Consider the following 23,144-nt stretch of genomic DNA (forward strand, 5'->3'; position numbering starts at 1 on the left):
CGTCAGGCTCTGGTCAACGACCTGGGTCTTGAGCCCTCGCCCGAACTGCGCCGCCTGCAGCAGGCCATCCTCAAGACATCCACCTCCAATCTTCAGGTATCGGCTCTCCGGAATCCGGCTCCTTACGTGTCGACTGCCGCGAACGCGCGGCTGGTCCCCGCTGCTGCCTGAGTCGGCTCGACTCCTTCCTCTCTCTCCTCTCGCTCACGTCTCTCACGAAGAACACACGGAGGACTCTTCATGCCCGAGCGCAAGGCGGTCCCGCACGGCCTGTTGATGTGCCACCCCCCGTACTTGCTTCAGTGGGAGCACCTGCGCTTTCACGAGCTGATGTGGCCGGAGCACATCAACGAGGGCGAGGGCGACCACCTGCGCGCGGGCCGCCGGATGCCGGCCGGCACCGGCTTCCGGACCGAGGCGGCCCACCGGCCTCGTCGAGCAGCTCAAGGAGCGGGGTTTCAAGCCGATCGGCGTGAGCCTGGCGAGCTGCTCAAGGCGGGCGGCAGCGTCAAGTGCTGCACCCTCACGCTGGGCGTCACGGCATAGGCATGACCTCCCTCTCATCCGGGTCCGGCACGATCACCGTGCCGACCCCGTCGTCGGTGAACATCTCCAGGAGGACCGAGTGCGGGACCCTTCCGTCGATCACCCGGGCCGCGCCCACGCCTCCGCGCACCGCGTCCAGGCAACCGGTCATCTTGGGCACCATGCCGTCGCTCAGCTCCGGCAGGAGCTTCTCCAGTTCGCCGGCCGTGAGCCGGGGTATGACCTCCTGACTGTGTGGCCAGCCCGCGTACAGGCCCGCGACGTCCGTCATCATGACGAGCGTCTCGGCGCGCAGCGCCGTCGCGAGCGCCGCTGCCGCGGTGTCGGCGTTGACGTTGTAGACCAGGCCGTCCTCGGCGCTGCGGGCCAGCGGCGAGATCACCGGGATCCGGCCGTCCGCGAGGAGGCTGTTGACGGCGCCGGTGCTGACGCCGGTTATCTCGCCGACCCTGCCGATGTCCACCGGCTCCCCGTCGATCCAGGGCACGAACTGCTTTGCCGTAAGGGTGTTGGCGTCCTCTCCTGTCATGCCGACGGCGAGCGGGCCGTGGCGGTTGATGAGTCCGACCAGATCGCGCTGCACCTGGCCGGCGAGGACCATGCGCACCACGTCCATCGACTCCCGCGACGTGACGCGGAGCCCGCCCCTGAACTCGCGCTCCAGGCCCCGCCGCTTGAGCTCGGCATCGATCTGCGGGCCGCCTCCGTGCACCACCACGGGCCGCAGCCCGGCCTGGCGCAGGAAGACGATGTCCTGGGCGAAGGCCGCCGTCAGGTCGTCGTTGACCATGGCGTGCCCGCCCAGCTTGATGACGACTGTCCGGCCCTGGTGGCGGGCCAGCCACGGCAGGGCGTCTCCGATGGCCTCGGCCTTGGCGAGGGCCGGGAGCACGTTGTCGGGCACGGGGTGCGCGTTGTCTGTCATGAGAACCTCGCACGACGGTGGACCAAGCCGCCGACCGGGCAGTTGGCGCTCATAATTGCTACTCCTTCTGTGGATGGAACCCTGGCACCGGGCAAGGACCCGATAACCAGTGGACCTGCGCTTGAGTTCCGGATGAGAACACTTGCTGTGCTGCGGGATGCCGGGAAAATGAATACCTGTCGACCCGCGCCGCGCTTGCGCCGCGATTGGATGACGATTCACTCTCCGCCCGGAAGTGAATCGTGGACGGCTTGAATTGGAGTGGAATGATGAGCGGCAACCCGTTCGACGACGCTGAGGGCCGTTTCTATGTCGTGGTGAACGAAGAGCAGCAGCATTCGCTGTGGCCCTCGTTCTCCGAGGTTCCCGCCGGCTGGGGCATCGTGTTCGGCGAGGAGAGCCGCGACAAGTGCCTGGAGTACGTGGAGGAGCACTGGACCGACCTGCGCCCGAAGAGCCTCCGGGATGCGATGGACGCCGACGCCGCGTAAGCGGTCTAGGGAGCGAGGGCTCCCACGGAGGAGGCACGGCCGAGCTCGAGCTCGGTGCGCCGCAGCACGATCGAGTCGGCTATCTCGCCGCCGCGTATCGCGATGTTCGACAGCAGAGCCGATGTCAGGCCGTGGCTGTGCTCGGTGCCGCCCTGCAGATAGACGGCGCAGCCCAGGTCCGACGCGGAGACGAGACGGTAGTCGCGCTCCACCTGGTGTTTGCCCGCCGCGTCGCGCTGGAAGTGCCGGTCGAAGTCACCGAGCAGGCGGGCCGGGTCCACGCCGTCGTAGCCGGTGGCGAACACCAGGGCGTCGACGGACAGTTCCTCCTTCCGGTCGTCGAGCAGCGAGCGCAGGACCACCTGTGTTCCGTCTCCGGCCTGTTTGACCTGGTCGACCCGCGAGAGGTTGCGGAAGTGCAGCCGCTGGACGCCGCGCACCTGCTCGTCGTACGAGCGCTGGTGCAAGGACCGGATGACGTCGGAGTCGACCACTCCGTAGTTGGTGTTGCGGTGGTAGCGCCAGAACGCGTCGCGAGCCCGGTCGGTGCCGAAGTAGTAGTCGTCGACCGCGTCGGGGTCGAACACCTGGTTGGCGAAGGGTGTGTCGTCGGCGACGGAGTAGCCGTACGACGGGATGACCGCGGAGACCTGCGCGTTGGGGAGTGTGTCGTAGAAGAAGCGGGTGATCTCTGCCGCGCTCTGTCCCGCGCCGACCACCATCACGTTCTTGAGGTCCTGCGGGTCACGTGCGTTGAACTTGGCCAGGAACTCCGAGCTGTGCCAGACGCGTTCGTCGGACGTCACGCCCTCCGGAAGCCGCGGCACCAGGCCCGTCGAGATGACGACGTTGCGTGTCGTGACCACGCTGGTGACGCCGTCCCCGTCGCGCACCTCGATCTCCAGGAGGCCGGGCACCTCGGCCCCGTCTTCGGTGACGGGCCTGATCGAGGTGACCTCGGTGCCGTAGCTGACCCGGTCGCTGAGGCCGGCGGCCGCCCACTCCAGGTACTGGTGGAACTCCTGCCGGGTCGGGAAGAAGTCCTGGTTGTTGACGAACTGCACGAGGCGGTTCGAGGCGTGCAGGTAGGAGATGAAGCTGAACCGGGACATCGGGTCCCGGTAGGTGGCCAGGTCCTTGAGGAACGAGATCTGCATGGTCGTCGACGGCAGCAGCATGTTCCGGTGCCAGCCGAACGTGGGCTGCCGCTCGAAGAAGTGGGACTTGACCGGATTCTGCGGAGTGCTCGCCCCGTGCTCCTCCAGGGCGATCGCGAGGGACAGGTTGGATGGGCCGAACCCGATGCCGACCACGTCGTAGATCTCTTCGCTGCTACCCGTAATACCCATTGAAGTTTCTCCCGCTTGCGTCTGGAAAACCCGGCTGTTGGACCGGGAACCGTTCTGCAGTGTTGCTCCGGAGTCTGTCCAAGACCGCTCAAAGGCAACTTGAATACGGCCTGAAGGCCGTTCGAGAGCTTCTCGAGGTCCTGTCCAGGGAAGCGGAAGTATGGTCGGCGCGGATTTTCCGACTACCGAAAGGTGATTCAGGATGTTCGTTCCGAGCTTCTACCGAGAATCGGACAGTTCGTGGATGGTGGACCTGATCCGGGGCAATCCGCTGGCGCTCGCGGTGGCCAATGGATGCCCCAGGAACGGGCCGTTCGCCACCCATCTGCCGGTCATCTTCGACCCCGAGACGTCCGCCGACTGGACCGGCGAGCTGCCGGGCGCCACGCTCCTGGGGCACATGAACCGGGCGAACCCGCACTGGGCCGCGCTGGAGTCGGGCGGCGTGCTGCTCCTTACGTTCACCGGCCCGCACTCCTATGTGTCGCCCACGGTGTACGAGGTGACTCCGGCCGCACCGACCTGGAACTTCACCTCGGTGCACGTCCGCGGCGTGGTGGAGAAGATCGACGAGATGGAGGAGACGCTGGAGGTGGTGCAGGCCACGGTGCGTGCCTTCGAGGGCAAGTTCGGCGACGGCTGGGACATGACCGAGTCCCTCGGCTACTTCCGCAAGATCGCGCCCGCCGTGGGGGCCTTCCGGTTCACGGTGACCGGGGCCGAGGGCATGTTCAAGCTCAGCCAGGAGCAGCCGAGCGAGGTGCGCGAGCGGGTGCGCCAATCCTTCGGGGAGAGCGCGTGCACGTACAAGCGCGAGACAGCGGGCTTGATGAGCCGGCTGCCGTGACGTGCCGGAGTTCTCGGCTCCGGAGGGACCGGAAAGAGGCGGGCACACGATTCAGACCGCCGTGAGCACCTCGTCGGAGACCGCGGACAGGGCCGTGCGGAAGCCGTCGAGGAAGGTGTCCACCTCGCGGTCGGACACGGTCAGCGGCGGGGCGAGCCGGATGACGTCCGGTGCCACCGCGTTCACCAGGAGGCCGCTGCCCCGGGCCGCCTGCTGCACGCGCGCGGCGATCTTCCCGTCGAGCACGACGGCCAACAGGAGCCCCGCGCCGCGGACTTCGCGCACCAGCGGATGGCCGAGCGCCACCAGGCCGCCGCGCAGCCGCTCGCCCGCCTGGGTCACGTGGGCCAGGATGCCGCCCTGCTCGATGGTGTCAAGGACGGCGAGGGCGCCCGCGCACACCACCGGGTTTCCGCTGAAGGTGGAGCCGTGGGTACCGGGGGTGAGCAGGTCCGCGGCGGCGCCGAAGGCGAGCGTCGCGCCGATGGGCAGGCCGCCGCCGAGGCCCTTGGCCAGGGTGACCACATCGGCCTCGACGCCTTCGGCCTGGGCCGCGAACCAGCGGCCCGTGCGCCCGATGCCGGTCTGGATCTCGTCGAGGACAAGGAGGGTGCCGGTCGCCGCGGTGATCTCGCGGGCGGCCCTGAGGTAGCCGGGCGGGGGAACGATCACGCCGCTCTCGCCCTGCACCGGTTCGAGGATCAGCAGCGCGGTGTGCGGGGTGACGGCGGCACGCAGGGCCGCCACATCTCCGTACGGTACGTGGCTGACGTCGCCCGGCAGCGGGTGGAAGGGGCGCTGCTTGGCGGGCTGGCCGGTGAGGGTGAGAGCCCCCATGGTGCGGCCGTGGAAGCCGCCGGTGGCGGCCACCATGTGGGTCCGGCCGGTGAGCCTGCCGATCTTGAAGGCCGCCTCGTTGGCCTCGGCCCCCGAGTTGGAGAAGTAGACCCGGCCCGCGCGGCCGGTGAGCTGGAGGAGGCGCTCGGCCAGACGCACGGTCGGTTCGGCGATGAACAGGTTCGACACATGGCCGAGCGAGCCGATCTGCTCGGTGACGGCCCGGACGATCGCGGGATGGGCGTGGCCGAGCGCGTTGACGGCGATGCCGCCGACGAAGTCGAGGTACTCGGCGCCCTCCGCGTCCCAGACCCGGGTGCCCCGGCCGCGGACCAGGGGCAGCCCGGGGGTGCCGAAGTTGTCCATCATGACGCCCTGCCAGCGGTGGGTCAGCGCCGTGTTGCCCGCCCCGATGATGTCCGCGCCGTCGTCGCTCATCGTGTCTCCTTCGTGGGTAACCCCGCACGCCGGCGCGGGGCGGTGGTCAAGAGGCGTACGCGCTGTTCTCGTGGACGTACTCGGCGGTGAGGTCGTTGGCCCAGATGACGGCGGTGTCCGTGCCCGCGGCGAGGTCCGCGGTGATGCGGATCTCGCGCCCGGTCATGTCCACGAGCGAGCGGTCCTCGCCCACCGAGCCGTTCTTGCATACCCACACGTCGTTGATGGCGACGTTGAGCTCGTCGGGGTGGAAGGCGGCGCCCGTGGTACCGATGGCGGACAGGACGCGCCCCCAGTTGGGGTCCTCGCCGTGCAGGGCGCACTTGAGGAGGTTGTTGCGGGCGATGGAGCGGCCGACCTCGACGGCGTCGTCCTCGCTCGCGGCGCCCGTGACCTCGATGCGGATCTCCTTGCTCGCGCCCTCGGCGTCCGCGATGAGCTGCCGGGCCAGATCGGCGCAGACCTCGCGCACGGCCTCGGCGAACTCCGCGTGGCCGGGCTCGACCCCGGCCGCGCCGGAGGCGAGCAGGAGCACGGTGTCATTGGTGGACATGCAGCCGTCGGAGTCGACGCGGTCGAAGGTGAGACGGGTGGCCTCGCGCAGCGCCGTGTCGAGGACACCGGAGTCGAGCGCGGCGTCCGTGGTGAGCACGACGAGCATCGTGGCCAGGCCCGGCGCGAGCATGCCGGCGCCCTTGGCCATGCCGCCCACCGTCCAGCCGTCCCGCGTGACGGCGGCCGTCTTGTGCACGGTGTCGGTGGTCTTGATGGCGACGGCCGCCCGCTCGCCGCCGCTCTCGGACAGCTGGGCCGCGGCCTCGGTGACACCCGGGAGGAGCCTGTCCATCGGCAGGGTCACGCCGATCAGGCCGGTCGAGGCGACGGCGACCTCGCCGGAGCTGCGGCCCAGCACTTCGGCGGCCTTCTCGGCGGTGGCGTGGGTGTCCTGGAAGCCGCGGGGGCCCGTGCAGGCGTTGGCGCCACCGGAGTTGAGGACCACGGCCGAGACCACGCCGCCCCTGATGACCTGCTCGGACCAGAGCACGGGCGCGGCCTTGACCCGGTTGGAGGTGAAGACGCCGACCGCGGCCCGACGCGGTCCGGTGTTGACGACGAGCGCCAGGTCCGGGTTGCCGTTCTGCTTGATCCCGGCGGCGATGCCTGCCGCCGTGAAGCCTCGCGCTGCGGTGACGCTCACGGTGCGACTCCGATCGTGGAAAGCCCGAGCTCCTCGGGGAGGCCGAGGGCGATGTTCATGCTCTGGAGGGCGCCGCCCGCGGTGCCCTTGGTGAGGTTGTCGATGGCGCTGATCGCGATGATCCGGCCGACCTCCGGGTCGAGGGCGACCTGGACCTGCGCGGCGTTCGACCCGTACACGGCCGCGGTGCTCGGCCACTGCCCCTCGGGCAGCAGCCGGACGAACGGCTCGTCGCCGAGTACCTTCTCGTACGCGGCCCGTACGTCGTGCGCGCCGACGCCGGGCCGTGCCGCGGCGGAGCAGGTGGCGAGGATGCCGCGCGGCATGGGGGCCAGGGTCGGGGTGAAGGAGACGGCGACCCGGCGGCCCGCCACCGAGCCGAGGTGCTGGCTCATCTCGGGGGTGTGCCGGTGGCCGCCGCCCACGCCGTAGGGCCGCATCGAGCCCATGACCTCGCTGCCAAGCAGATGCGCCTTGGGTGCCTTGCCCGCGCCGGACGTGCCGGACGCCGCGACGACGACCGCCTCGGCCTCGGCGAGCCCCGCCGCGTACGCCGGGAAGAGGGCGAGCAGGACCGCGGTCGGGTAGCAGCCGGGCACCGCAACGCGCCGGGTGCCCGCCAACGCGGCGCGGGCGCCGGGCAGTTCGGGCAGGCCGTAGGGCCAGGTGCCCGCGTGCGCGGAGCCGTAGAACGACTCCCAGTCGGCCGCGTCCGCCAGGCGGAAGTCCGCGCCGCAGTCGACGACGAGTGTCTGCTCGCCCAACTCCGCGGCGACGGCGGCCGACTGGCCGTGCGGCAGCGCGAGGAAGACGACGTCGTGCCCCCGCAGGGCGTCGGCGGTGGTGGCCAGCACCTCACGGCCGGCCAGCGGAGTCAGGTGCGGCTGCAGGGTGCCGAGCCGCTGGCCTGCGCTGGAGTGCCCGGTCAGGGCACCGATCTCTACTTCGGGGTGGGCCAGAAGCAGGCGCAGCAGCTCGCCCCCCGCATATCCGCTCGCACCCGCCACGGCTGCTAGCACTGTCATGAACCCTCCCGTTTGGCAGACATGTCGCCTCAGCGTGAGTCGGCGGACGCCTCGCAGTACTCGGCGTCCAGGATGGGCAGGAGGGTCTCCCCTCCCCATGTGCTGTTGAAGTTGAACGTCAGCTGGTGGCTGCCGTCGTCGTTGAAGGCGGACACGGAGATCGACCCCGTCGCGAGGCCGTCGTGGTACCAGATGGTGGTGCCGCAGCTCAGCGTGAGCTGCTCGATGCCGAGGCCGTAGGTCGCGCCCGGGTAGTCGGTGTTGACGGTGGTCTTCATCTCCTTCAGCTGCTGCGGCGGCAGCAGCTTCCCGCCCATCAGGGCCGCGTAGAGCCGGTTCAGGTCGGCCGCGCTGGAGATGATGTCGCCGCTGCCCCAGGCCTGGGATCCGTTCACCGCGGTGACGTCGTCGATGCGGTCGGGCTGTGCGCTGAAGAGCTTGGCGTAGGCGCGGCCGCTCGGCTGGGGCACGGTGGAGGAGGTGCCGGGGTTGGACGTCGACTTGAGCCCCAGGGGCTCGATGATGCGTCCCCGCACCTCGGCCTCGTACTTCTTGCCGCCGACCTTCTCGACGACCAGCGCGGCCAGGACGTCGTTGGTGTGCGAGAACCAGTGCTTGGCGCCCGGCTTGAACGACGGCGCGTGGGAGAAGGCCACCTTCAGACGCTGCTGGGGCGTCAGGGTGTCGTAGCGGTGCTCGAGGAAGCCGTCGCCCGCGGTGTACGTCTCGACGAACTTCGGGTCGACGGTGTAGTCGTACAGGCCGCTGGTGTGGTTGAGCAGCTGCCGCACGGTGATCGCGGCGCCGTCGTTGCCCTCGCCCGTCACCACTCCGGGCAGATGCCGCTCCACGGTGTCGTCGAGGCTGAGCTTCTTCTCCGCCTCCATCTGGAGGAGGAGAGTCGCCACGAAGGTGTTGGTGAGGTTGCCCGCGCGGAACCGGTCGCTCAGGCCGCGCGGCGCGCCCGTCTTCAGGTTGCCTTTGCCCGTTGCCGACTTCCAGACTCCGGCGGAGTCACGTGCTTCGGCGGTGATGCCGGGGACGCCGGCCTTGACCGCCGCCTCTATCGCGCGCTGCGTCGCCTGGTGGTCGCCCGCCGCGGCGGCCGTGTCCTGGGCTGCCCCGGCGGGGCCCGTGAAGAGGGCGCCCGTGATCGCGACCGCTGCCAGCACGACCGCGCCGGCCGCTGGTCTCTTCCGTGTCGTCATCGTCATTACCGCTCCTGGGAGTCGTCCGTACTTGGTTCGGTTGCTCAGGGGGTGCGCCGTCAGGGGGAGTGCGCCGCGCCTGCCGCGTCGAGCGCCCTGGCCGCGTCCCGTTCGATGTGCCGCAGCAGCGGGCCGGGATCGTCCTGGAAGTAGAAGTGACCGCCGTCGAAGGCCCGCAGGCCCAGGAAGTGCTCGGAGTGTGCTTCCCAGCCCGCCATCAGCGGCGGTCCGGCGGAGTGGTCCTCGCGGCCCGCGAACGCGGAGAGCGCCACGGGCAGGGGAGCGGCGTCCGCGGCGGGCCGCCAGTTCGCCACCAGGCGCAGGTCACCCCGGATGACCGGATAGAAGCGGGCCCAGAGCCCGGCGTCGTCGATGAGCCCCTCAGGCATGCCGCCCAGACGCCGCAGCCGAGCTCGCAGCTCGTCGTCGGACAGCTCGCGGGGCCCGCCTCCCGCACCCGCCGCTTGCGGTGCGGGCCGTGCGGAGAGACCCACCCACACCGGCAGCGGCAGGCCCCGGTCGATGGCCCGCCGGGTGATCTCGTACGCCAGGACGGCGCCCATGCTGTGCCCGAACAGGGCGTAAGGGACGGTCAGTTCGGGCTCGATGCCGCGCAGCAGGAAGTCGGCGAGGCGGCCCGCGTCCGTGATCAGCGGTTCGTCGACGAGGAAACCATGGCCCGGCGCGTCGAGCAGCCGCACGTCCCAGGTGCCCGGCAGCCCGGCCGGCCAGTGACGGTACAGCAGGTGCGAGCCCCCCGCGTGGTGCAGCACGAACAAGCGCAGGGCAGGTCGTCTGCTGTCCATCGCTCCCCCTCGGATCGGACCACGCATCCCCGGACGATAGAACGGCGCCCGGCTCGGGGAGCGCGCGCACAAGAAGGCCTCCGGCGCGGGTGTGGCGGCTCTTGAGCGTTCCTCAGGCCGCGGGGGCGCGGGCGCAGGTGAGGGCGCCGGATGCCGGTCCGCTCCAGCGAGACTCGACGAGGACTCGACGGAACCTGGATAGCGTCGGCGCAGAGTTGGCTACCGGCAACACAAGGAGCCAAGCCCGTACGACGACCGCGGCCCGGCCCAGAAGGCCCAGGGCCCCGCACCACCGCTCGAACCGGAGCGGACAGCGAACGGGCCGATCGGCTGCCGCCGCGTTCCCATCCAGAACGCGGGCGGCCGATCTCCATCTCGTATGGCGAGACCCCACTACTGCTCGTACGTGGAAAAACAGCGGTCCGGTGCAAGGCCGGGCCGCTCTTGAGCGTGCCTTGAGCCCTCTGCGACACCGTGTTCCGACCGGCAGATCTGCGCCCAGCCCCCCAGCACAGCCAAGCCCGGCGAAGGGACGAACCGGTGAACGACCAGTCGCAAGAGCGCGCCCACGCGCACCCCCACGGCCCCATCGGTCTCATGGAGCGGGCCGGCACCCCGCCGGAGCCCCGCACGCTGACCGCCGGCGAGTATCTGCTGCGTCCTCCGAGCGTGGACGAGTACCGCGAGGTCCTCGCGCTCGGGGTCGACCCGGACGTCCGGCTGTGGAACCCCCGCTGCCAGATCACCGACGAGGCCTCGGCGCTCAGGGACTGCCTCGCCGGAGCGGACTGGTCCGACGGCAGCCACACCACCTTCTCGATCATCCACCGGGGCAGCGGGCGCTACGCGGGCAACATCGCGCTGCACAGCATCGACCGCGCCGACTCGCTGGCCTACGTGGGCTATCGCATCGCTCCGTGGACACGAGGGCAGGGCGTGGCGACGACCGCCGTGCGCGCTCTCATCGGCTGGGGCTTCGGTGATCTGGGGCTCAGCCGCCTCGTCCTGACCCACGGCCTGGAGAACATCGCCTCCTGCCGGGTGGCCCAGAAGTCCGGCTTCGCCTTCGAAGGCACCCGGCGCATGGCCAAGCGGTTCGGAGACGCCCGGCTGCACGACGAGCACCTGCACGCACTCGGGGCCGGGGCGAGCGGTCTCGGGGCCGCGATCAAGCCGGGCGACCCCCGGGTCTAGTCGAGCAATACAGAACCGCTCGAACTCCGCTCTGCGGCGCTTGTTGCGCCGACGGCCGGTTCCTTACGGTGACCTGGCAACGCCGCGGTCGCCAACGATGCCGGGTCTCCGCTCGACCGGATTCCCGGGTGTCCCACTGACCGGCCGACGCTGATCAGCGAGCCCGGCGATCTCCAATCCTGAGTCAACCCATGACGGTCCATGACGCCTAAGGACGGTGCCCGTTGAGCACGAACCCTTTCGATGACGAGAACGGCAGCTTCTACGTCGTGATCAACGACGAGGAGCAGCACTCCCTGTGGCCGGTGTTCTCCGAGGTTCCCGCCGGCTGGCGCGTGGTCTTCGGCGAGGCGTCCAGGGCCGAGTGCCTGGAGTACGTCGAGCAGAACTGGACCGACCTGCGCCCCAAGAGCCTGCGTGAGGCCATGGCCGCGGACTGAACCGCCGCCCGGAGGCAGTCGAGTGATCGGTAGTACGCCCAGGAAGACACGCTGAGTGGGGAGTTGAAGGTTGTGACGGGCGCTGTGAGAACCGCGAGCAGGTACAAGACGAAGCCGGTGGACACCAGCGATGACCTGGCGCAGCGTGACGTGGTGCTGTCCTTCCTGGGCGCGCAGGCCAAGGTGCAGAAGACGGGGATGACCTTCCCGCAGAACATGCCCGAGCAGTCCTGGGAGCGCATCGGGAGCAACCTGCGCGAGCTGGTGAACTCCTCCGCGTGGTGGCTCGCCGACTGGCTGATCTACGGGGAGGCCACCTACGGGTGGCGGCGGTACAAGGAGGCCATAGAGCGCACGGGGCTCGACTACCAGACCCTGCGCAACTACGCGTGGGTGGCACGGCGGTTCGAGCAGCAGCGCAGGCGCGACGGCCTCAGCTTCGCCCACCACGCCGAAGTGACCCGTCTTTCGCCGCCGGAGCAGGACTACTGGCTGCGCAAGGCCGAGCAGCAGAAGTGGTCGCGCAACGAACTGCGCAGGGCGGTTCGCGCCAGCCTCGCCGTGCAGAGCGACGCGGACGAGGCCACCCCCGGCAGCGGCGACGAGCAGCAGGAAGTGCCGCGCATCGACACATCGGCGGCGGCCGAACGGCGCCAGCAGAAGGTCACCACGCTCACCATCGAGCTGTCTGCCGGACAACTGGACTACTACTCCAAAGCCGCCGCCGCACACGGTCTGTCCGTCGACAAGTGGGTGTCACAGGTGCTCGAAGCCGCCGATCGGCAGACCGCCTAGCCACCTCTCACATCGGAGTCAGTTGATGATCCTTCAGGGAAAGCGCGTCGCCCTGCCGCCGGCACCCGTCGTCCACAAGCAGTTCGAGGCGAACGTGGCGGCCGCTCCCGACGCCGTCGCGGTCTTCTGGGCGGGCCGACAGGTCACCTACGCGGAGCTTGACGCCAGGGCGAATCGTTTCGCCCAGTTCCTCGCCGCGCGCGGGCACGGCCGGGGCGCCAAGGTCGGCGTCTGTCTCGACTACTCGATCGACCTGCTCGTCGCCATCCTCGGCACGCTCAAGGCAGGCGCGGCCTACGTGCCCTTCGACCCGGCCTACCCGGCTGAGCGGCTCCAGTTGCTGCTCGGCCAGGTCCCCGACCTCGCCCTGATCGTGGCCTCGCCGGCCACCGCGGGGATGGTCGAGACGGCGAGCGTCGACGTCATCGACCTGGAGCAGCTCTCCGACGAGCTGGCGGCCCTCCCGGCGAGCGCCCCCGAGGTCTCCATCACCGGGGACGACGTGTGCTACGCGGTCTTCACCTCCGGTTCGACCGGCACGCCGAAGCTGACCGCGGTGCGCCACGAGGGCTGGTTCAACCTGATGAACTGGCTCAAGCTCGAATACGGCCTGCACAGCGGGTCGGACAACCTGGTCGTCAGCGCCTTCGGCTTCGACCTCTCCCAGCGCGCCCTGATGACCCCGCTGTTCTGCGGCGCCACACAGCACCTGATGGCCAGCCGCAACTTCGACGCGATGATGGCCTACCGCATGCTGAAGGAGCACGACATCCGCGTCGTGCACTGCGCCTCGAGCACGCTCTACCTCCTGATCGACTGGGAGACCGCACGCGGCGGTGACGCGCTCACCAAGCTCGACTACGTGCTGTTCGGCGGCGAAGCGCTCAAGGTGGAGCGGCTCACCAACTGGGCCCGCCGCGCGGGCAACACGTGCACCCTCCTGCACCAGTACGGGGTGGCCGAGTGCACGGACGTCGCGACCTCCTACGACCTGGCGGGCTACCGCCCCGGCGAGCACGAGGTCGCACCGGTCGGCAGGCCCGCGTACAACACCGACATCCACCTCCTCGACGAGGAGCTGCGTGAGGTCGGCGCGGGGGAGTCCGGCGAGATCTGCATCTCCGGGGCCAGCGTCGGCGCCGGATACCTCAACGGCAGCGGTCCCGAGAACGCGAAGTTCACCACGCTCGTCGTCGATGGCGAGCCGCGCCGCCTGTACCGCACGGGCGACCGCGGTCACGTGAGCGAGGCCGGTGAACTCATCGTCGCCGGGCGGATGGACGCGCAGGTGAAGGTGCGCGGCATGCGTATCGACCCCACCGACATCGAGCGCGCGCTCGGCAGGCTGGCCGGGGTCCGGGAGGCCGCCGTGGTGGTCACCTACACCGACGCGGGCGAGGCTGAACTGTCCGCGTTCATCGTGCCGTCGGGAGCGGACCTCACCGAGGACGACCTGCGCATCCGCCTGCTCCGGACCCTGCCGCGGAACATGGTGCCGGCCAGGTTCATGAACATTCTGCGTATTCCGCTGAGCCCGCACGGGAAAGTGGACCGCGCAGCCCTTGTCGAGACATGCCGGAAGCAGTTGGCCGCAAGCGCGGCGGCATAGTCGACGGACCTTGCTGACAATCGAGAGGACTGTGATGATTGCCGACAGCGTGCGCGCCATTTGGTGCCGGGAATTGCAGCGCGATGACATATCGGTCGACGATGATTTCTTCACCCTCGGCGGCCAGTCCCTGATCATGGTCAAGATTCAGGGTGCTTTCATCGAGGAGTTGGATGTCGAGGTCCCGATGGACCAGATGTTCCTCAATCCGACCGTGGGGTCGATCTCCGAGTACATCGAATCCCTGGGTGTGGCTACCACCCGCTAGCAGCAGGTGTTTCGGGTGCTGTGGGTGTCCCGCCGGCGGGACACCCACGGGCCCCATGTGTATTTATCCCGCGAGTTCGCGCGGCTAGCATCTTTTTTATGCCCGGCTGCGGCCGTTGGAATCCAAAAAACCACTCGGTAAGAGAGAGGTGCCATGTACGACGTAATCGTCATAGGTGCTCGTTGTGCGGGTTCGCCGACGGCCATGCTTTTCGCGCAGCAGGGTTATCGCGTCCTGCTCCTGGAGAAGGCGCGCTTTCCGCAGGACACGCTGTCCTCGCACTACATCCACATGCAGGGCGTGGCGCTGCTCAACCGCTGGGGACTGCTCGACAAGGTCCGTGACTCGGGGGCCACGCCGATCACCGTCGAGAGCTACGAGGGGCCCGGCGTCCGCATCGAGGGCTTCTCCCTGCCGATGGACGGCCTGACGACCACATACGCGCCGCGGCGCTTCGTGCTCGACCCGATCCTCGCGGAAGGTGCCGTGGCGGCCGGCGTCGACTTCCAGGAGGGCTGCGCGGTCAACGACCTGATCGTCGAGGACGACCGCGTCGTCGGGGTGCGCTACACGACGCCCGGCGGTGCCGAGGCGACGGAACGGGCCCAGCTGATCGTCGGCGCGGACGGCATGCGCTCGCTGGTGGCCCGCAAGGTCGGTGCGCCGAAGGTCATCGAGCACGCGCGCTCGACCTGCGTCTACTACAGCTACTGGTCGGGGGTCCCGTCCATCTTCGAGCTGTACGAGCGTCCCGGCAGCTGGGTGGCCGCCGTGCCGACCAACGACGACCTCAAGCTGATCATGACCTACTTCCCGCAGGACGACTACAACGAGGTCCGCAAGGGCGTGGAGCCCGCCTACCTCGACGCCGTCCGCACCACCGCCCCCGACCTCTACGAGCGGATGCAGGGCGGGAAGCGCGAGGAGCAGATGTACGGCACGGGCCACCAGGAGAACTTCTTCCGCAAGGCGTACGGACCCGGCTGGGTCCTGGTCGGCGACGCGGTCAACCACAAGGACTCCATCACCGCCCGCGGCATCACCGAGGCGTTCGTCCAGGCCCAGTCCCTCACCGACCGCATCGGGGAGCAACTGCACGACGACGCCGCGCTCAAGACGGCGCTGCGGCGCTACGAGAACGAGCTGGGCGACGAGGCCCTCAGCCAGTACCAGGGCGCGCTCAACGTGGCCGAGCTCAAGCCCGAGGGGCGCACGGACATGCTGCGGAAACTGGTCGGCCACCAGGAGCACATCGACCGGTACTTCTCGACGCTGTCCGGGGCGTGCTCCATCGACGACTTTTACAACGAAGAACTCCTGACCCTGCTCGATTAGAGCCGAGTGACGACCTGCTCCCTGGTAACGCCGATTTGGAGACACAATGATCCCGTTGTCGTTCGCGCAGCGTCGGCTGTGGTTCGTGGACCGGTTCGAAGGCCCTTCGCCGACCTACAACGGCGCCTTCGCCATGCGACTGACCGGTGAATTGGACGTGGACGCGCTGGAGTCGGCGTTCCGCGACGTCATCGACAGGCACGAGGTCCTGCGTACGGTGATCGTCGAGGGCGACGACGGCGTTCCGCACCAGCAGGTGCTCGCACCAGGGGACAAGCCGTTCCATCTGTCGGTCGTCGAGGTCGCGCAGGACAAGCGGGCGACGGCGATCGACGAGGCGGCCAAGGAGACCTTCGACCTGGCCGCCGACGCACCCATCCGCGCCACGCTGGTATGCACCGGGCCGCTCGAGCACACCCTGGTCCTGGTCGTGCACCACATCGCCCTGGACGGCGAGTCCCTCGGACCGCTGCTGCGCGACCTCACCACCGCCTACGCCGGCCGCATCCGGGGCAGCGCCCCGGCGTGGGAGCCGCTGCCGGTGCAGTACGCGGACTACACGCTGTGGCAGCAGGACGTGCTCGGCGACGAGACCGACCCCGAGAGCCTGGCCGCCCGCCAACTGGCCTACTGGCGCGAGGCACTGGCCGACATGGCCCAGCCGCTCGCCCTGCCGGCCGACCGCGCGCGCCCCCGCACGATGAGCTCCGCCGGCGACCTGGTCGAGTTCCCGGTATCCGCCGATCTCCTCACGGCCGTCGAGAAGCTGGCAGCCGAGCAGGACATCACGGTGTCGATGGTCATGCACTCGGCGCTCGCCGTGCTCCTGCACCACCTCGGCTGCGGCGACGACATACCCATCGGCGCGCCCATCGCGGGCCGCACCGACGAAGAGCTGCGCGACCTCGTCGGCTTCTTCGTCAACACCTGGGTGCTGCGCGTCGACCTCTCCGGCAACCCGACCTTCGACCAGCTGCTCCAGCGGGTGCGGGACCGGGCGCTCGCCGCGTACGACAACCAGGACATGCCCTTCGAGCGGCTCGTGGAGCTGCTCAACCCCGACCGCTCCACCGCCTACCACCCGTTCTTCCAGGTGATGCTCGCCTGGCAGGAGCCCCTGGGAGACCTGGAGTTCGCCGGTCTCGGCGTCGAGTCCGAGCCGCTGGAGACCGGGACGGCCAAGTTCGACCTGTTCTTCAACATGGTTCCGGACGGCTCGGGCGGGGCGGGAGTCCGCCTGGAGTACTCCACCGCCCTGTTCGACAGGGACACGGTCGAGGCCCTCGCGGAGCGATTCGTGCGCGTGCTGAGCCGGCTCGCCGCCGACTCGGGACGCACCATCGGCGCCGTCGACGTACTCGACGACGCGGAGCGGGACCTGCTGCTCACCCGGTTCAACGACAGCGCCGCCGAGCTCTCCGAGCTGACGGTTCCGGAGCTGTTCGAGGCCCAGGTGGCCAGGACGCCGGACGCCACCGCGCTCGAGTGCGACGGCCGGACGCTGACCTACCGCGAGCTCGACGAGCGCGCGGACGCCGTCGCCCGTGAGCTGGTACGGCGCGGAGCCTCGCCGGAAGACCTCGCGGTCCTCGCGCTGCCGCGCACGGAGGACCTGGTCGTCGGCCTGCTCGGCATCCTCAAGTCCGGTGCCGCCTACCTGCCGATGGACCCGCAGTACCTTGGCGGCCGGGTGGAAAGCGTCCTTGCCGAGGCGCGCCCGCGTTTCGTGGTCACCGACACCGCGACGTGGCGGCAGCTGCCGCCGAACGACATGGCGAGCATCAACCTCGACCACCGCGCCGAGTGGGGCGGCACAGAGGCGGAGCAGGGCGACACGCGCCGTACGGTGCGGCCCGGCCCCGACAACCTCGCGTACGTGATGTACACCTCCGGCTCCACGGGCAAGCCCAAGGGCGCGGCGATCACCCACCGCAACGTCGTCAACGGCGTGCGGGAACTGGTCCGCGTCCTGGACGCGCCGACCGGCTGGCGCATGCTGGCCGGCACCTCGGTCAACTTCGACGTCTCGGTCTTCGAGCTCCTCACCACCCTGACCACCGGCGGCATCGCCGAAGTGGTGCCCAACGCCCTCGCACTCGCCGAGCGAGACAGCTGGGACGGCCAGGTCATCAGCGCGGTCCCCTCGGTGCTCGGCGAACTGGTGGGCCACCTGGACAAGACGAGCGACGTGCGCACGGTCGTCTTCGCCGGCGACGTGCTCCCCGCCCGCCTGGTGCGCCAGGTCCGCGAGGCCCTGCCCGACGTGCAGATCGTCAACTCCTACGGCCAGAGCGAGAGCTTCTACGCCACCACCTTCTCCCTCGCCCCCTCCGACGAGTGGGCGGACAACGAGGTCGCGCCCATCGGCACCCCGCTGGGCAACATGCGCGCCTACGTCCTGGGCCCCGGCCTCGCCCCGGTCCCGCAGGGTGTCATCGGCGAGCTCTACGTGGTCGGCACCTGCCTGGGCCGCGGCTACCACGACCGCCCCGTCCTGACCGCCGAGCGCTACGTGGCCAGCCCCTTCGGCCCCGCGGGCGAGCGCATGTACCGCACCGGAGACCTCGCCCGCTGGAACGCCGACGGCCAGTTGGAGTGCATCGGCCGCGGCGACGGTCAGGTCAAGGTGCGCGGCTTCCGCATCGAGACGGCCGAGGTCGAGGCGGCGATCACCCAGCACCCCGGCATCAGCGAGGCCGTGGTCATCAGCCGGGAAGTGCCCTCCGGCGGGCGGCGGCTCGTCGCGTACGTGGTGCACACCGGCGAAGGAGCCGTCGGTGACGACGGCGCCGGCGGCATCGGCGACGTGGACGTGCAGTCCGGCGCCTCCTCCGCCGAACTGCGCAAGTTCGTCGCGGCCAGGCTGCCCGACTACATGGTGCCCTCCGCCTTCGTGGCCCTCGGCAGGCTGCCGCTCGGCCCGACCGGCAAGCTGGACCGCTCGGCGCTGCCCGAGCCGGAGTTCCTGGGCGAGGCCTACCGCGAGCCGCGCACCGAGGCCGAGAAGATCATCACCGCGGCCTACGCGGACGTGCTCGGCGTGGACCGCATCGGCGTCGACGACGACTTCTTCGCGGTCGGCGGCGACAGCCTGCGCTCCATCCAGGTCGTCGCCCGCACCCGCGCCAAGAACCTCGACCTCACCACGCGCGAGATCTTCGAGTGCCGCACGGCGGCCCGCCTCGCCGAGGTGGCATCGGCCCGCCGCGAACGCGTGCCCGTCCTCGCCGAGCTCGCGGGCGGCGGCGTCGGGCCGATGCCGCTCCAGCCGGTCGCCCGGCACGTCTTCGAACACGGCGGCGGCACCGACCGGTTCGCCATGTCGATCGTCCTCGAGCTGCCCGAGGGCATCGACGCGGACGGCCTCGCCGCCACCCTGGACGCCGTGCTCGACCGCCACGACCTGCTCCGCGCCCGTCTGGTGCGCGGCGAAGAACTCTCCCTCGACGTACGCCCGCAGGGCGCCGTACGGGCCGCGGACCTGATCCGCAAGGTGTCCTGCGACGGCCGGTGGGACGATCCGTCCGCCCTCCAGGCGGCCAAGGCGGAACTGGACGAGGCGGTCGGACGGCTCGACCCGGCGGCCGGCACCATGGCCGACTTCGTCTGGTTCGCCGCCGAAGCGGGCGCGGGCAGGCTGCTGGTGGTCCTGCACCACCTCGTGGTGGACGGCGTCACCTGGCGCATCCTCATGTCGGACTTCGCCGAGGCCTGGCAGCAGATCCGCTCCGGCAAGGCACCCGAGCTGCCCGCGGTCGGCACATCGGCCCGCCGCTGGGCATCCGCCCTGGAGGACGAGGCGCTCTCCCCGGAGCGCGAAGCGGAGCTGACGTTCTGGCGCGACATGCTCGAAGCGGCCAACCCCCCGCTGGGCACCCGCGCGTTCGACCCCGCCGTCGACGTGATGTCCACCCTGGACACCGTGCGGGTACAGCTGCCCGCCGACGTCACCGAAGCGGTCCTCACCAAGCTTCCCGCTGCGTTCAAGGGCACGGGCACCGACGTGCTGCTCGCCGCCCTCGCCCTCGCGGTGAACCGCTGGCGCGGCGCGGACCGCTCGATCCTGGTCCGCCTGGAGGGCCACGGCCGCGAGGAGGAGGTCGTCCCCGGCGCCGACCTCTCCCGCACCGTCGGCTGGTTCACCAGCATGTACCCGGCGCGGATCGACGTGCGCGCCGCGGGCGGCCTGGCCGACGTGCTCTCCGGCGGCCCCGCGGCCGGCAAGGCGGTCAAGCTGGTCAAGGAACAGCTGCGCGCCATCCCCGACAAGGGCCTGGGCTTCGGCCTGCTGCGCTACCTCAACCCGGAGGCCGCCGAGCAGCTCGCCGAACTCCCGGTACCGCAGATCGGGTTCAACTACCTGGGCCGGATCTCCGGCGCCGACGTGCCCGAGCACCTGCGCGCCCATGGCTGGGGTCCCGCCGCCGACTGGTCCACCGAACTCATCCCGGCGCCCGACCCGGACCTGCCCGCGCTGTCCGCCCTCGAGGTCAACTCGGTGGCCACGGACACCGCCGACGGCACCCGGCTGCAGACCGTCTTCATGTTCCCCACCGGGGTGCTCTCCCGCGAGGAGACCTCCGAACTGGCCGACCTGTGGGTCGAGGTGCTGCACGGCATGGCCGCGTACGCCGCGAGCCCCGGCATCGGCGGGTTCACGCCGTCCGACGCCCCGCTGGTCACGGTCCGCCAGGACGAGATCGAGACCTGGGAGGAGCGTTACGGCCGCCTCGTCGAGGTGTGGCCGCAGGCACCGGGCCAGTCCGGCATCCAGTTCCAGGCCGCACTGGCCGAGGACTCCTTCGACGTCTACCACATGCAGTTCGTGCTGCATCTGTCCGGACACGTCGACCCGGCGCGCATGCGGGCGGCAGGACAGGCGCTCCTGGACCGGTATCCCAACCTGCGCTCGGCGTTCCTCACCGCCGCCGGCGGCGATCCCGTACAGGTCGTCGCGGAGCACGTCGCCATCCCCTGGCGGCACATCGATCTGACCGGGCAGGACGAGGCCGGACACGAGGCGGCGCTCGACAAGGCCCTCGCCGACGACCGGGCCGACCGGCTCGACCCCACCCGGCCGCCGCTGATCCGCCTCGCGCTGCTCACCTGCGGTCCCGAGCAGGCCAAGCTCATCATCACGGCGCATCACACCCTGTTCGACGGCTGGTCGTCACCGGTCGTCATCAAGGACCTGATCCAGCTGTACGCCGAGGCCGACGACCTGCCGCCCGTCCGCAGCTACGGCGACTACCTCTCCTGGCTCTCCGCTCAGGACCGCAAGGCCACCGCCGCCCGCTGGGCCGCCGAGCTCGACGGCTTCGACCAGCCGACCCTCGTGGCGCCGGACAAGCCCGTGGTGCAGGAGGAGGAAGCCACCTCCCTCGGCCGGGTCGAGGTGCCCCTGTCGATCGACAAGGGACGTGAACTCGCCCGCCGCGCCGCGGAGCTCGGGGTCACCCTCAACACGCTCCTCCAGGGCGCCTGGGCGATCCTCCTCTCCAAGCTGACCGGACAGCAGGACGTGGTCTTCGGCGCCGCCGTCAACGGCCGCCCCGCGGACCTGCCCGGTTCGGACGAGATGGTCGGCCTGTTCATCAACACCCTGCCGACCAGGGCACTTTGCCGACCGGAGCAGAGCGCGGGCGACGTCATCACCGACTTGCAGACCCGGCAGATCTCCCTGCTCGACCACCACTATTACGGCCTCGCCGACATCCAGCGCGGCGTCGGCCTGCCGGCCCTGTTCGACTCGATCGTCGTCTTCGAGAACTACCCCATCGACCGCGAGGGCATCGTCGAGGCCAACACCTCGGCGGGCTTCACGATCGACGCCATCCGCCCCTTCGCGGGCTCGCACTACCCCCTCACCCTCAACTCCTCCGACCCCTACCTGCGGCTCTCCCTCGACTACCAGCGCGACCTCTACAGCCGCGCCTCGGCCGAGGCCATCGCCGCGCGCCTGGTCCGGGTCCTGGAGCAGGTCCTCGCCGACCCGGCCGCGCCGGTGGGCGCCATGCAGGTCCTCGCCGAGGACGAGCACGACTGGCTGGTGCGGCAGATCAACGACACCGCGCACCCGGTGGCCGCGGACACCCTGCCCGGCGCGTTCGAGGCACAGGCCGGGCGCACCCCCGACCGGATCGCCCTGATCGGCGATCAGGAGGAGCTCACGTACCGCGAGTTCAACCGGCGCGCCAACCAGCTGGCGCACTGGCTGGTCGAGCAGGGCGCGGGCCCCGAGCAGCTGGTCGCGGTGCGCATCCCGCGCTCCGTCGACCTCCTCGTGGCGATCTACGCGGTGGGCAAGGCCGGCGCGGCCTACCTGCCGGTGGACACCGAGCTGCCCGAGGACCGCGTACGGCACGTGCTGGACAGCGCGAAGCCCCTGCTCGTCCTCGAAGGGACGCTTCCGGACGTCTCCGCATACCCGGAGACGAACCCCGAGCGCACGCTGACGCCGGACAACGCCGCGTACGCCATCTACACCTCGGGCTCCACCGGCGGACCCAAGGGCGTGCAGGTGGCGCACCGTTCGATCATGAACCGCCTGAAGTGGGGCCTCGCGCACTTCGACGTCGGCGCCGACGACCGGATACTCCTGAGCACGTCGGCGAGCTTCGACGTGTCGGTCCCGGAGCTGTTCGCGGCGCTGCACGTCGGGGCGGCCATCGTGATCGCACGCCCGGACGGGCGCCGCGATCCGGCCTACCTCGCCGAACTCATCCGGCGCGAGGGCGTGACCGGCGCGGACTTCGTGCCGTCGCTCCTGGAGGTGTTCCTCGCCGAGCCCTCCGTCAAGGAGTGCACGAGCCTGCGCTGGATCGAGGTCGCGGGCGAGGCGTTCCCGCCCGCACTGGCCAACAAGGCCGTCGAACTCCTGCCGGGCTGCGGGGTGCACAACCTCTACGGGCCCACCGAGGCATCGGTCGAGGTCACCGCCTGGCAGCACGTGCCCGGCGCGGACCGGGTGCCGATCGGCGCCCCCGTCTGGAACACGCAGGTGTACGTCCTGGACGCGGCCCTGCGCCCGGTCGCACCCGGCGTCGCCGGCGAGCTGTACCTGGCCGGCGCCGGACTCGCCAGGGGCTACCTCGGGCAGACGGGCCTGACCGCGAACCGCTTCGTCGCCTGCCCCTACGGCGCACCCGGCACCCGGATGTACCGCACCGGCGACCTGGTGCGGTGGAACAAGGACGGCCAGGTCGAGTACATCGGCCGCACCGACTTCCAGGTCAAGGTCCGCGGCTTCCGCATCGAACTCGGCGAGATCGAATCGGCGCTGACCGCGCACCCGGACGTCGACAGCGCGGTGGTCGTGGTCCGCGAGGAGCGCGCCGGAGACCAGCGCCTGGTCGGCTACGTGGTCGCGGGCAACGGCAAGCAGCCGGCCGCCCTCGACCTCTCCGCCCTGACGGAACTGGCCAAGGAGCGGCTGCCGGAGTACATGGTCCCCTCGGCGATCGTGCCGCTGGCCGAGCTGCCCCTGTCACCGAGCGGAAAGCTCGACCGCAGGGCCCTGCCGGCACCCGACCACACCGAGGCCGCGACAGGCCGCGGGCCGCGCAATCACACCGAGGAAGTCCTCTGCCGGCTCTTCGCCGAGCTGCTCGGTGTGGAGGAGGTCGGCATCGACGTCGACTTCTTCGACCACGGTGGGCATTCGCTGCTCGCCACCCGGCTCACCGGCCGGATCCGCAGCGAGCTCAACGTCGACGTGAAAGTCACGACGGTGTTCCGCAGTCCGACCGTCGCCGACCTGGCGGCCCGGATCAAGAAGTCGGGCAAGTCCAAGCGCCCCCAGCTGCGACAGATGAACGTGCAGGAGTAGCGACG

Annotated in this window: 17 protein-coding genes; 10 read left to right on the top strand and 7 right to left on the bottom strand. The window is 70.2% G+C overall.

The window, feature by feature from the left end:
* Positions 1-240: 240 nt before the first annotated feature.
* The gene (locus AC5P1C_RS38330) at positions 241-546 is read left to right on the top strand and encodes a hypothetical protein (RefSeq protein WP_493870597.1); all 306 of its coding nucleotides are present in this window, start codon (positions 241-243) and stop codon (positions 544-546) included.
* Here the strand turns inward: AC5P1C_RS38330 and argB are convergent.
* Entirely contained in the window at positions 536-1,471 is a 936-nt protein-coding gene (gene argB, locus AC5P1C_RS38335; RefSeq protein ID WP_493870598.1) for an acetylglutamate kinase, read from the bottom strand. The two genes, AC5P1C_RS38330 and argB, sit on opposite strands and share 11 nt — an antisense overlap.
* 269 nt (positions 1,472-1,740) lie before the next feature.
* Here argB and AC5P1C_RS38340 point away from each other — a divergent pair, with 269 nt between their 5' ends.
* Complete coding sequence (locus tag AC5P1C_RS38340) at positions 1,741-1,962, top strand: MbtH family protein (RefSeq protein ID WP_493870599.1); 222 nt, start codon at positions 1,741-1,743, stop codon at positions 1,960-1,962.
* Between the two features lie 5 nt (positions 1,963-1,967).
* On the opposite strand, the gene AC5P1C_RS38345 is transcribed toward AC5P1C_RS38340, so the two are convergent.
* Positions 1,968-3,311, bottom strand: a complete 1,344-nt coding sequence (locus AC5P1C_RS38345; RefSeq protein ID WP_493870600.1) for a lysine N(6)-hydroxylase/L-ornithine N(5)-oxygenase family protein — start codon at positions 3,309-3,311, stop codon at positions 1,968-1,970.
* Positions 3,312-3,513: 202 nt separating this feature from the next.
* Between AC5P1C_RS38345 and AC5P1C_RS38350 the strand changes: the two genes are divergently transcribed.
* Positions 3,514-4,158 (top strand): FMN-binding negative transcriptional regulator, encoded by a 645-nt coding sequence (locus tag AC5P1C_RS38350; RefSeq protein WP_493870601.1) that lies wholly within the window; start codon positions 3,514-3,516, stop codon positions 4,156-4,158.
* Between the two features lie 51 nt (positions 4,159-4,209).
* On the opposite strand, the gene AC5P1C_RS38355 is transcribed toward AC5P1C_RS38350, so the two are convergent.
* Genes AC5P1C_RS38355 through AC5P1C_RS38375 form a run of 5 tightly spaced genes read right to left on the bottom strand, consistent with a single transcriptional unit; the run spans position 4,210 to position 9,670 of the window.
* Entirely contained in the window at positions 4,210-5,433 is a 1,224-nt protein-coding gene (locus AC5P1C_RS38355; RefSeq protein ID WP_493870602.1) for an acetylornithine transaminase, read from the bottom strand.
* 46 nt (positions 5,434-5,479) lie between these two features.
* Positions 5,480-6,631 carry a bifunctional glutamate N-acetyltransferase/amino-acid acetyltransferase ArgJ gene (gene argJ, locus AC5P1C_RS38360; RefSeq protein ID WP_493870603.1) on the bottom strand — a complete coding sequence of 384 codons (1,152 nt, stop codon included), beginning with the start codon at positions 6,629-6,631 and terminating at the stop codon, positions 5,480-5,482.
* A complete protein-coding gene (gene argC / locus AC5P1C_RS38365) occupies positions 6,628-7,656 on the bottom strand; it encodes an N-acetyl-gamma-glutamyl-phosphate reductase (RefSeq protein WP_493870604.1) in 1,029 nt (342 codons plus the stop codon). Before argC ends, argJ begins: the two co-directional genes overlap by 4 nt.
* 29 nt (positions 7,657-7,685) lie before the next feature.
* A complete protein-coding gene (locus tag AC5P1C_RS38370) occupies positions 7,686-8,864 on the bottom strand; it encodes a serine hydrolase domain-containing protein (RefSeq protein WP_493870605.1) in 1,179 nt (392 codons plus the stop codon).
* Between the two features lie 59 nt (positions 8,865-8,923).
* Positions 8,924-9,670 (bottom strand): thioesterase II family protein, encoded by a 747-nt coding sequence (locus AC5P1C_RS38375; RefSeq protein ID WP_493870606.1) that lies wholly within the window; start codon positions 9,668-9,670, stop codon positions 8,924-8,926.
* 540 nt (positions 9,671-10,210) lie between these two features.
* On the opposite strand from AC5P1C_RS38375, the gene AC5P1C_RS38380 reads away from it, so the two are divergent.
* From AC5P1C_RS38380 to AC5P1C_RS38410, 7 genes are all read left to right on the top strand, one after another.
* Positions 10,211-10,864, top strand: a complete 654-nt coding sequence (locus AC5P1C_RS38380) for a GNAT family N-acetyltransferase (protein WP_493870607.1) — start codon at positions 10,211-10,213, stop codon at positions 10,862-10,864.
* Between the two features lie 224 nt (positions 10,865-11,088).
* Positions 11,089-11,304 carry an MbtH family protein gene (locus AC5P1C_RS38385; protein ID WP_493870608.1) on the top strand — a complete coding sequence of 72 codons (216 nt, stop codon included), beginning with the start codon at positions 11,089-11,091 and terminating at the stop codon, positions 11,302-11,304.
* Between the two features lie 117 nt (positions 11,305-11,421).
* Positions 11,422-12,099 carry an LmbU family transcriptional regulator gene (locus AC5P1C_RS38390; RefSeq protein ID WP_493870609.1) on the top strand — a complete coding sequence of 226 codons (678 nt, stop codon included), beginning with the start codon at positions 11,422-11,424 and terminating at the stop codon, positions 12,097-12,099.
* A gap of 25 nt (positions 12,100-12,124) precedes the next feature.
* A complete protein-coding gene (locus AC5P1C_RS38395) occupies positions 12,125-13,708 on the top strand; it encodes an amino acid adenylation domain-containing protein (protein ID WP_493870610.1) in 1,584 nt (527 codons plus the stop codon).
* Positions 13,709-13,742: 34 nt separating this feature from the next.
* Positions 13,743-13,976: an acyl carrier protein gene (locus AC5P1C_RS38400; protein WP_493870611.1), complete on the top strand. Its 234-nt coding sequence runs from the start codon at positions 13,743-13,745 to the stop codon at positions 13,974-13,976.
* 153 nt (positions 13,977-14,129) lie between these two features.
* Positions 14,130-15,311 (top strand): NAD(P)/FAD-dependent oxidoreductase, encoded by a 1,182-nt coding sequence (locus AC5P1C_RS38405; RefSeq protein ID WP_493870612.1) that lies wholly within the window; start codon positions 14,130-14,132, stop codon positions 15,309-15,311.
* 46 nt (positions 15,312-15,357) lie between these two features.
* Positions 15,358-23,139, top strand: coding sequence for an amino acid adenylation domain-containing protein (locus AC5P1C_RS38410; protein ID WP_493870613.1), 7,782 nt, complete (start codon positions 15,358-15,360; stop codon positions 23,137-23,139).
* Positions 23,140-23,144: the final 5 nt, after the last annotated feature.

The sequence above is a fragment of the Streptomyces sp. A18 genome, from assembly GCF_059026065.1.

Coding starts and splice junctions, on each gene's coding strand:
- AC5P1C_RS38405 (WP_493870612.1), top strand. CDS start 14,130: ATGTACGACGTAATCGTCATAGGTGCTCGTTGTGCGGGTTCGCCGACG.
- AC5P1C_RS38330 (WP_493870597.1), top strand. CDS start 241: ATGCCCGAGCGCAAGGCGGTCCCGCACGGCCTGTTGATGTGCCACCCC.
- AC5P1C_RS38345 (WP_493870600.1), bottom strand. CDS start 3,311: ATGGGTATTACGGGTAGCAGCGAAGAGATCTACGACGTGGTCGGCATC.
- AC5P1C_RS38410 (WP_493870613.1), top strand. CDS start 15,358: ATGATCCCGTTGTCGTTCGCGCAGCGTCGGCTGTGGTTCGTGGACCGG.
- argB (WP_493870598.1), bottom strand. CDS start 1,471: ATGACAGACAACGCGCACCCCGTGCCCGACAACGTGCTCCCGGCCCTC.
- AC5P1C_RS38340 (WP_493870599.1), top strand. CDS start 1,741: ATGAGCGGCAACCCGTTCGACGACGCTGAGGGCCGTTTCTATGTCGTG.
- AC5P1C_RS38355 (WP_493870602.1), bottom strand. CDS start 5,433: ATGAGCGACGACGGCGCGGACATCATCGGGGCGGGCAACACGGCGCTG.
- AC5P1C_RS38395 (WP_493870610.1), top strand. CDS start 12,125: ATGATCCTTCAGGGAAAGCGCGTCGCCCTGCCGCCGGCACCCGTCGTC.
- AC5P1C_RS38375 (WP_493870606.1), bottom strand. CDS start 9,670: ATGGACAGCAGACGACCTGCCCTGCGCTTGTTCGTGCTGCACCACGCG.
- argC (WP_493870604.1), bottom strand. CDS start 7,656: ATGACAGTGCTAGCAGCCGTGGCGGGTGCGAGCGGATATGCGGGGGGC.
- AC5P1C_RS38370 (WP_493870605.1), bottom strand. CDS start 8,864: ATGACGACACGGAAGAGACCAGCGGCCGGCGCGGTCGTGCTGGCAGCG.
- AC5P1C_RS38350 (WP_493870601.1), top strand. CDS start 3,514: ATGTTCGTTCCGAGCTTCTACCGAGAATCGGACAGTTCGTGGATGGTG.
- AC5P1C_RS38400 (WP_493870611.1), top strand. CDS start 13,743: ATGATTGCCGACAGCGTGCGCGCCATTTGGTGCCGGGAATTGCAGCGC.